General features: G+C 41.1%; 10 protein-coding genes and 2 pseudogenes. 9 read left to right on the top strand and 3 right to left on the bottom strand.

Annotated features, from left to right (window positions below; all coding sequences use genetic code 11):
- The 3 genes from JCM19043_RS16075 to dhaS form a co-directional block, all read right to left on the bottom strand.
- The coding region (locus JCM19043_RS16075) for a serine aminopeptidase domain-containing protein (protein WP_197274804.1) at positions 1–242 on the bottom strand (242 nt) is incomplete at its 3' end.
- Positions 243–355: 113 nt separating this feature from the next.
- Entirely contained in the window at positions 356–1,339 is a 984-nt protein-coding gene (locus JCM19043_RS11905) for a dihydroxyacetone kinase subunit DhaK (protein ID WP_062322774.1), read from the bottom strand.
- Positions 1,336–1,896: a dihydroxyacetone kinase transcriptional activator DhaS gene (gene dhaS / locus JCM19043_RS11900; protein ID WP_062322771.1), complete on the bottom strand. Its 561-nt coding sequence runs from the start codon at positions 1,894–1,896 to the stop codon at positions 1,336–1,338. Before dhaS ends, JCM19043_RS11905 begins: the two co-directional genes overlap by 4 nt.
- A gap of 187 nt (positions 1,897–2,083) precedes the next feature.
- Here dhaS and JCM19043_RS11895 point away from each other — a divergent pair.
- The 9 genes and pseudogenes from JCM19043_RS11895 (at position 2,084) to JCM19043_RS11865 (ending at position 8,739) form a co-directional block, all read left to right on the top strand.
- Positions 2,084–3,189 (top strand): annotated as a pseudogene (locus JCM19043_RS11895) (glycerol dehydrogenase).
- Between the two features lie 95 nt (positions 3,190–3,284).
- Positions 3,285–3,584 (top strand): hypothetical protein, encoded by a 300-nt coding sequence (locus tag JCM19043_RS18955; protein WP_369813858.1) that lies wholly within the window; start codon positions 3,285–3,287, stop codon positions 3,582–3,584.
- Positions 3,497–4,264, top strand: coding sequence for a dihydroxyacetone kinase subunit DhaK (locus JCM19043_RS11890; protein WP_369813857.1), 768 nt, complete (start codon positions 3,497–3,499; stop codon positions 4,262–4,264). The genes JCM19043_RS18955 and JCM19043_RS11890 overlap by 88 nt, the downstream gene beginning before the upstream one ends.
- A gap of 12 nt (positions 4,265–4,276) precedes the next feature.
- A pseudogene (gene dhaL, locus JCM19043_RS11885) lies at positions 4,277–4,860 on the top strand (dihydroxyacetone kinase subunit DhaL).
- Positions 4,857–5,072 carry a hypothetical protein gene (locus JCM19043_RS18950; protein WP_369813856.1) on the top strand — a complete coding sequence of 72 codons (216 nt, stop codon included), beginning with the start codon at positions 4,857–4,859 and terminating at the stop codon, positions 5,070–5,072. Before dhaL ends, JCM19043_RS18950 begins: the two are co-directional and overlap by 4 nt.
- On the top strand, positions 5,069–5,224 hold the full coding sequence (locus JCM19043_RS18945) for a hypothetical protein (protein WP_369813855.1): 156 nt from the start codon (positions 5,069–5,071) through the stop codon (positions 5,222–5,224). The genes JCM19043_RS18950 and JCM19043_RS18945 overlap by 4 nt, the downstream gene beginning before the upstream one ends.
- A gap of 247 nt (positions 5,225–5,471) precedes the next feature.
- Positions 5,472–6,056: a response regulator gene (locus JCM19043_RS18940; protein ID WP_062322770.1), complete on the top strand. Its 585-nt coding sequence runs from the start codon at positions 5,472–5,474 to the stop codon at positions 6,054–6,056.
- 53 nt (positions 6,057–6,109) lie between these two features.
- The gene (locus tag JCM19043_RS11870; protein WP_156321407.1) at positions 6,110–6,973 is read left to right on the top strand and encodes a helix-turn-helix transcriptional regulator; all 864 of its coding nucleotides are present in this window, start codon (positions 6,110–6,112) and stop codon (positions 6,971–6,973) included.
- On the top strand, positions 6,970–8,739 hold the full coding sequence (locus tag JCM19043_RS11865; RefSeq protein ID WP_062322766.1) for a sensor histidine kinase: 1,770 nt from the start codon (positions 6,970–6,972) through the stop codon (positions 8,737–8,739). Before JCM19043_RS11870 ends, JCM19043_RS11865 begins: the two co-directional genes overlap by 4 nt.
- Positions 8,740–8,754: the final 15 nt, after the last annotated feature.

Genomic DNA, 8,754 nt, shown 5'->3' with positions numbered 1-8,754 from the left:
GTGGCCTCGGAATGACCCATGATCACTTTGGGTGTTCTTGGATACGCTTCTTTAATCAAATCACTGACGAGTAAAAGATCATCCACCGCTTTTTCAAAACCATCGTGATCACTATAGTGACCCAGTATGCCATTTTTCTCAGCTGTTTTTCCGTGCCCGCGGTGATCATGCGCAAAAATAAAAATCCCTCTTTCCGATAAGTAGTTAAAAAAATCTTGATACCGCCCCGCGTGTTCCCCCATCCGTGCGCAAATTGAAGAATGAGTGTCGGTGTTTTTTCATTCGTATAACGATAAAGATGGAGTAATGTCTTGTCTTTACTTGTCACATAACTTGTTTCCATCGTTTTCTCCTCCTACCAGTGGCTCACATCAACGGGTGCCTGTAAGGCTGTTTTCATTGATGGATCGGTGATTTTTAAACACGTTAAAGAAATACCTTGCATGTTGTATGACGATAGTTGCGTCCCGGTCTTTAAAAAATCAATCGTAATCTTATCAAGCGCCGCTAGGCGTCTTACGTCATTCGAAAAAACATACTGTTCGAGTAACGGTGTTGCCCCAAGCCCGTTAATCAAAAAGGCGTAATGATCGTCTTGTCTAAATTGGTGTAAATGCTTGAGTTTGTTATATAGTTCAATCGCGAGTTGTTCTGACGATTGAAACGGTTCCTTTCGGTACCCTTTTTCTCCGTGAATACCGACACCGAAATAGACTTCATCCTTATTCAACTTAAAAAATGGCGCTGTCTTTGGTAGTTCCGCAGAAGATAAGGCCACCCCTAAAGTGAAGAGATGCGGTAAGATATTGTTTGCGATAGCTGTCAGTTCCTTTAACGTTTTGCCTTGTTGATTATAGAAGCCGAGTAGTTTATGCATCAGTACTGTGCCTGCCACCCCACGTTTACGTTTGGAGTAAGTGGTTTTATTATCAATTGACACGTCATCACTGACAATGACCATCTCAACGTCATGTCCTTTCTCACGTGCTTGTCGCATCGCTTCAGTGAAAACTTCCACATCGCTTGCGAAGTTTTTGACAATAAGACAAACTCCTTGCCCGTTGTCTGTCAATGTAATCGCTTTTAAAATTGCGGCAGGAAAAGGTGGGGTAAAGAGTTGACCGCTGACACTGGCCGTCAACATCCCTTCGCCTACATAGCCGAAATGCGCTGGTTCATGACCACTTCCGCCACCAGAGATTAAGCTCACGCCCGTCGTTTCAGGGAGATAAATGATGTGATGATCGGAATCGATGTTTAACCGCGATTGATGTTCAAACCAAAAGGCTGATAACATCGATGTTATCGCTGTTTGTTTCATATTTATTATGTGTTTCATTGTTGTTCCTCGCTTTCGTGTGATGAAATCTTGAGTTGTTCATCAAGCAAACCATAAACAACATCACGCATCACGATCGGTGACGCGTCACATCCTGAGAGCAACCAGTCCTTTGTCATGCCGACAAACCCGTGGGCGAAGAACTTCGCTTGATAATCCAGTTGTTCACTAGAAGCGTGGTGACTTAGATCTTTGATGACATGTATAAATAATTGATGCAATTCATGGTAAAGGTAATCACCAAAATCATTTTGTTCTGTCACACTTAAGGCATTTTTATAAAATGTTTGGTGATCATAGAAATAATGAAACAGTTGATAAAGAATCGTATCCCACCGTTCATAGTCTAAAAAGTCGGCAATATGTTCTTTTGTATCGGACTGATAAATCCATGCTAGTAGTTCATATTTATCTTGAAAATGATAGTAAAATGTTTGCCGGCGCATCTCACACTGCTTCATAATGTCAGAGACTGAAATCTTTTGAAACGCCTGATGGTTCATTAAGTCTTTTAATGCTTGTGCAATCATTTTTTGTGTAATGATTGAAGTTGTCATTGGCATCACCCTATCCATAGTGTAGCTGAAAATGACAAGCGGATAAAGCAAAAAATATAGTCGTTTTGACAGATGACCTAATTTGTCCGTTCCAAATAAAGCGTTTACATCCTACAATAAGGGTATAGATTAAAGCGTTACCAAATACCAATCGTAGAGATTGGAAAAAATCTTTAGGAGGATTCACATGGATAAAATTTTTGTTAGCCCAAGTCGTTACATTCAAGGTAAAGATTTACTTAATCATGCAGGTCAGTATTTAACACATTTCGGAGAAAACTTACTCGTGTTAGCCGATGAATTTGTACAAAGTATCGCAGCGGATACACTTGTTGGTAACTTAGAATCAGACTTTACTGTGACGAAAGTGACATTTAACGGTGAGTGTTCAATGAAAGAAATCGATTGTGTATCTGAGATTGGTCAAGATAAATCCGTCGATGCGGTAATTGGTGTGGGTGCTGGTAAAGCCCTTGATACGGCTAAAGCAGTGGCGAATAACTTAAATGTTCCGATTGTCATCTTCCCGACCCTTGCATCAACGGATGCCCCGACGTCTGGTTTGTCGGTTGTTTATACAGAAGAAGGTGCGTTTGAACAATACTTATTCTATAAAAAGAATCCAGATCTCGTGTTAATGGATACATCAATCATCGCAAAAGCACCAAGCCGTATGCTTGCTTCAGGTATTTCTGACGCTTTGGCGACACTTGTCGAGGCACGTGCCGTTAAACAAAAAAATGGCGAGACAATGAGTGGTGGAAAAGCGACTATTGCAGGATTTGCGATTGCAGAAAAATGTGAAGCGGTGTTATTCGATTACGCCTTACTTGCTTATGAAGCGAATAAACAAGGGATTGTCACACCAGCCTTGATGCGATTGTTGAAGCGAATACGTTATTAAGTGGCCTTGGATTTGAAGATTCAGGTCTAGCTGCAGCACATGCGATTCATAATGGCTTTACTGCTGTCGACGGGGACATTCACCATTTATCACACGGGGAAAAAGTGGCCTACGGCACAATGACACAACTTGTGTTAGAAAATAAAACGCAAAGTGAAATCGAGCGCTATCTTGATTTGTACCTGGCGTTAGATTTACCGGTCACATTAGAAGCTGTGCATCTAGATAAAGCCACTGATGAGGACTTATACAAAATTGGTGAACTGGCGACTAAACCAGAAGAAACGATGAAAAATATGCCGTTTACCGTGACACCTGATGATGTCGTTCAAGCGATTAAAGCCGTCGATGTTTATGCGAAAGCCTACATGAAAAAACGCGGAGAATAAATGGTAACACGTGTAAAATGACCAAACATTTAAAGACAAATAACATATCAGCCGGGGCCGCATGGTCTCGGCTGAACCATCTAGGAGGACAACCGATGAAAAAAATTATCAATGAACCCCATTTAGTTGTAGATGACTTATTAGAAGGCATGCTGTTGGCCCACAGTGATTTACTGACAAGGATTGAAGATACCCGCGTCGTGATTGAGAAAGAGAAACAAGCAACGGTTGGATTAGTGTCAGGTGGGGGAGTGGTCATGAACCGGCTCATGCTGGTTTTGTCGGTGACGGGATGCTCAGGGCAGCTGTGCTTGGTGAAATGTTCACGTCACCAACACCCGATCAAATCTATGAAGCGATTAAAGCGAGTGATACGGGTAAAGGTGTGTTACTGATTGTAAAAAATTACACGGGTGACGTGATGAACTTTGATATGGCAAAAGAGATGGCCGAAATGGAAGACATCGAAGTCGAATCGATTCTTGTGGATGATGATATTGCGGTCGAAGATAGTACGTATACGGCCGGAAAACGCGGCGTCGCTGGTACGATTCTTGTGCATAAAATTTTAGGACACTTTGCGCGTGAAGGTAAAACGTTAGCGGAGTTAAAACAGTTAGGTGATGCGCTGATTCATCATATCGACACGTTAGGGGTCGCGTTAACTGGGGCGACCGTCCCTGAAGTTGGAAAACCAGGTTTTACGCTAGAAGCGAACGAAATGGAGTATGGTGTCGGGATTCATGGTGAACCGGGTTATCGTCGGAGTGAGTTAAAACAAAGTCATCAGATCGCAAAAGAACTGGTTACTAAACTGATGGAGACACGAAAAGAAACAAAGAAAATCGGCCTCTTAGTGAATGGTTTAGGTGCGACGCCGATACAAGAGTTGTATGTGTTTTACCGCGACGTCGTCAACGAACTAAAAGCGTATGACGTTGAGATCACGTTTCAAAAAATCGGCGACTTTATGACATCGATTGATATGGCCGGATTATCATTGACAGTGATTGATTTAGATGATGAAACATACAAAGAAGCACTCACATCACCTGTTGATGTCTTGAGTTGGTAAGGAGGAGATAGCATGGAATTAACACATGAACAAGCGCAGCGCTGGCTATTAAACTTTCATGGAAAAGTAACAGATAATAAAGCTTATTTAAGTGATCTTGATCAAGCGATTGGAGATGGCGATCACGGTTCGAATATGGCAAGAGGGACAGAAGCGTCAAAGAAAAATTGGCAAGTGTGACAGATGAAAGCTTAGAGGCCGTATTAAAACAAACGGCGATGGCACTCATTAGTAAAGTTGGCGGAGCCTCAGGCCCTTTATACGGCTCTGCCTTTATGGCGATGGCAAAGAAAGCCAAAGAGACAAGGGACTTAAGTGTCCTTATTGAAGCAGGACTAGAAGGGATTAAACACCGCGGAAAGGCAGATGTGGGTGATAAGACGATGATTGATATGTGGCAGCCTGTCGCAACGGCTTTAAAAGAAGGGACGTTCTCTCAAGCGACTATTGATCAAGCCCTTCTCGATGTGAAACCACTTAAAGCGAAAAAAGGCCGGGCGTCTTATGTAGGCGACCGCTCGATTGGCGCCCTCGATCCTGGGGCCGTCTCAAGCGGCTATCTATTTGAAGCACTCATTGAGGAGGTTATCGCATGAGTTTAGGCATTGTCATTGCGTCACATGTCGATCATATTGCCGAAGGCGTGTATCGCTTACTCAAAGAAAGTGCACCGGATGTGTCGATTACCTATGCAGGTGGGACTGATGACGGTGAAGTTGGTTCAAGTTATGCTTTAATTGAAGCGGCGATTGAACAAAATGATAGTGACACGTTATATTGTTTCTATGACTTAGGCAGTGCAAGATGACACTAGAAATGGTCAGTGAAATGACGGATAAAGACGTGACGATTATCGATGCCGCCTTTATTGAAGGGGCGTATACAGCTTGTGCGCTTATCCAAGGTGGTTATAAACAAACAGACATTGATGCACAGTTAGCACCGCTAAAAGTCAAGTGATGCTGTTAAGATAGACACATACATGGATGAAAAAGCGAAGGTGAATGTTCCTTCGCTTTTTCACATTAAAGATGAAAGAGCTTCAATATAAAGCGACTAAAAGAGAAAGCTGTCTTAGACGATGATGAAGACATCGTGTATGTGATGCTAGTGGAATCGTTGACAACGTTTACTATCACTCGTGACGATTTCAGAAAAGTCGTGCTATACTAGTGATAAGTTTTTCTGTATGTAAGGGGGAGATGTTATGCCGAAGTCACTCACAAAAGTATTGATTGTCGATGATGAACGATTAATCAGACAAGGCATCTTGCATTATATCAACTGGCAAGATGAAGGATTTGAAGTCGTCGGTGAAGCGTCAAACGGTGAAGAAGCCCGTCTGTTGATTGATGAGTTGAAGCCAGATATTGTGATTACCGATATTGTGATGCCAGTGATGAACGGGACGGATTTGATTAAATATATCAAAGCCCATTACCCAGCCATCGAAGTGATTGTCTTAAGTAGTTATGCCGATTTTGATTATGTCAGAGATACGTTTAAACACGGCGTGATTGATTATATTTTAAAGCCTAAACTTGATGGTGAAGTACTATTAGAAACACTCAAACGTGTGGAAAAAACAGCTGATTTAAAAGGCCACACAGTTAAACAAGATCAGATGGATGTGTCATTAAAATCGAAAGTAGACAAAGTCTTGAAAAAGTATCATCACGATGCTGACTTAGATGAGTTAAATCAGATTATTTCAGGGCAGGTATTTGTTTTTGTGGAAGTCAGACGATCAGATTTTTCACGTGAAGAACGCTCGTTGCCATTGAGCAGCTGACGTCGGTAGATAACATTGAATTAGAACGAGATGACCATCACCGGTTACAGCTATTGTTTGGTGAAGAAGATAGGTTGGCTGATGCTTTAAATCATGAACATGAAGCTCTGTCTTCACACGCTGTCTCACTCATTCAATCATCGAAGGCGAAAGAGGCACGTGAGATTACGCGTTTATATGATGAGATCAAGTTGTTACGGCGCTATCATTTCTTTTTATCTGAACATGTGTTACTCGATTATCAAGCTTTACCAGTACTTGTTCCAAGTAATAAGCCATTTGATCTCAGTATTTTTCTGACGTTATTTAAACAAGAGAAATATGGTGTGGCCCTTCGATATATGGACGACTATCTAAATTCAATAAAACAAGACTACCAATCAGGACCGAATGAAGTAAAGAATTTACTCGGCAACATTATTTTTAACATGGTCGTGGCCTTAACCGATAAAACAGGCAAGAATGATCACTTTGAACAAAAAAAGTATCAGTACTTTAATGCGATCAATCATAGTACAACACTCGTTGAAGCCTATTTTCATTTCCAACAGTTCTACAATGAACTGACCAACCAAGTGATGCAGTCCAATCAAGAACACGATAATTTAACGCAGCTACTTGCTTATATTGATGACCATTACAGTGAATCACTGTCACTGACCGATTTAAGTGCCCATTTTCATTTTAATCCCTCGTACTTATCCAGTTATTTTTCTCAACACTTAAATAAAGGGTTTAGTGATTACCTCACGGATGTGAGAATTAATAAAGCGAAAGAGTTGTTGAATAATCATGATTTATCGATTGCCGATGTCGGAAGTATGGTGGGTTATCAAGACCATAGTTATTTTTGTAAAGTGTTCAAAAAGAAAACATCATTATCACCGAGTCGCTATAGAAAAGAGACGACGCGATGAGTCGGTTATTATTTGGATTGAAAGATTGGTTGTATCGCAATGGTTTATTTCTTAAAGTATTTGGTGTGACGTTGCTGAGTGTTTTGTTAGTGGCGATTCTCATTAGTGTCAGTACCTTGCGAATTTCAACGGCGTATTTTATGGATACATTCAGTCTAACGAACGAACGGATTATCAATGAATCAAAGCGTCGCTTTGATGACTACACGGCGGCTGTTGTTAGAACGCTTCAAGATGTTGAGAATTCAGGAACAATTAAACGCGTATTAGCCGTTGAGGATACCACTTCTACTAATCACGCACAAAATGCGTTCGATATCGTCACAGAAATCCGCCGGATTTATACCCGCATTCAGCCTGAAGGGGCAAACTTGATGGTTCTCGGCCCGTATGAAGATTTGTACAATATGAATTATTCGTATTGGCCCGTGACCTATGACCAACTGTCCAGCTGGTCGTTCAATAACAAATTAAAAAATGAGCCAAATAGTATTCATTATGCGATGGTAGAAACAGAAGACGAGCCGCTGATCGTCGCCGGCAAAGCTCTGGCTAATCGGTTTACTTCTGGTACGTATGGCTTTAGTTACGTGGCGATTAAAGAAAATGAGCTGCGTTCCTTCTATGAAGGTTATACGAGTGCGGAAAACTCGATGGTCCTGTTAAACAGAGAAGGCGTCGTGTTATCGAGTAACCAAGCTGGTTGGGTTGGTAAAAAACTTGATCACTTAAAACAAATGATTGAAAGAGATCCACTAAATGAGACGCTGACAGATACAGTGACGATTTTTGGGACGGATTATCACGTTTTAATGGAGTATATAACCGGACTGGATATGTATTTAGTGAACGTGATTGACCAAGAAACCATTGTTGGTAATTTAATCGATACCCAGGAGCTTATAGTCATTACGATCGGTATTGTGTTAATGGCAATTTTACTATCATGGCTAATTTCTCGACATATTACCTTATCACTCACACGTTTAGTGAGACAAATTGCAAAGTTAAATAAACACAATTTCACCAAGCGCTTAAAAGAAGAAGGTGGCTATGAGTCCACTCAGATTGCCCGAGCGTTTAACTATACGCTTGATGAACTCGACCAGTATGTAAGTGTCGTTGTTGAATCGCAAAAGAAACAGCGTGACGCGGAACTGCGTGCCCTGCAACACCAAATCAATCCGCATTTCTTATATAACACCTTGACGACGGTGAAGTTTATGGTAAGACATGAACAGACAGAAGAAGCGATTGAGACGATTCATGCACTTATTAACTTACTCCAAAACACACTAGGAGAAGTCGGAGAAACAGTGACGGTCGAACAAGAGTTAGACAACATGAAACACTACGTTAAAATTAATCAAGCCCGTTACGGTGACCAAATAAGGGTGAATTTCTTTGTCGCACCGGATGTATATGCGTATCATTTACCGAAACTCGTCTTACAACCATTTATTGAAAATGCCTTTTTTCATGCGTTTAATGAAAAGAAAACAGGTTTCATTCAAATCATGATGAGAAAACAAGAGGAGACGCTTTACTGTGAAGTCATGGATGATGGTGATGGCATGATGTTGTCAAAAGAACAATTCCCTTATGTGGTGAATCATAAAAGGCAAATGTTTTCAGGTATTGGGATGAAAAATGTTCAAGAACGGATCCATTTACTTTATGGTAATCAGTACGGTGTCACGGTAAAGAGTGAACAAGGACAAGGAACACGGGTGATCGTCACCTTACCACTGATAAAAAAATCGTGAGACTTTTCACGAGAT

Origin of the sequence: Halolactibacillus sp. JCM 19043, assembly GCF_001310395.1 — a bacterium.
GTDB classification, from domain to species: Bacteria; Bacillota; Bacilli; order Bacillales; family Amphibacillaceae; genus Halolactibacillus; species Halolactibacillus miurensis.
The sequence above is the reverse complement of the archived record's forward strand: the minus strand, read 5'-3'. Positions and strand labels throughout refer to the sequence as shown.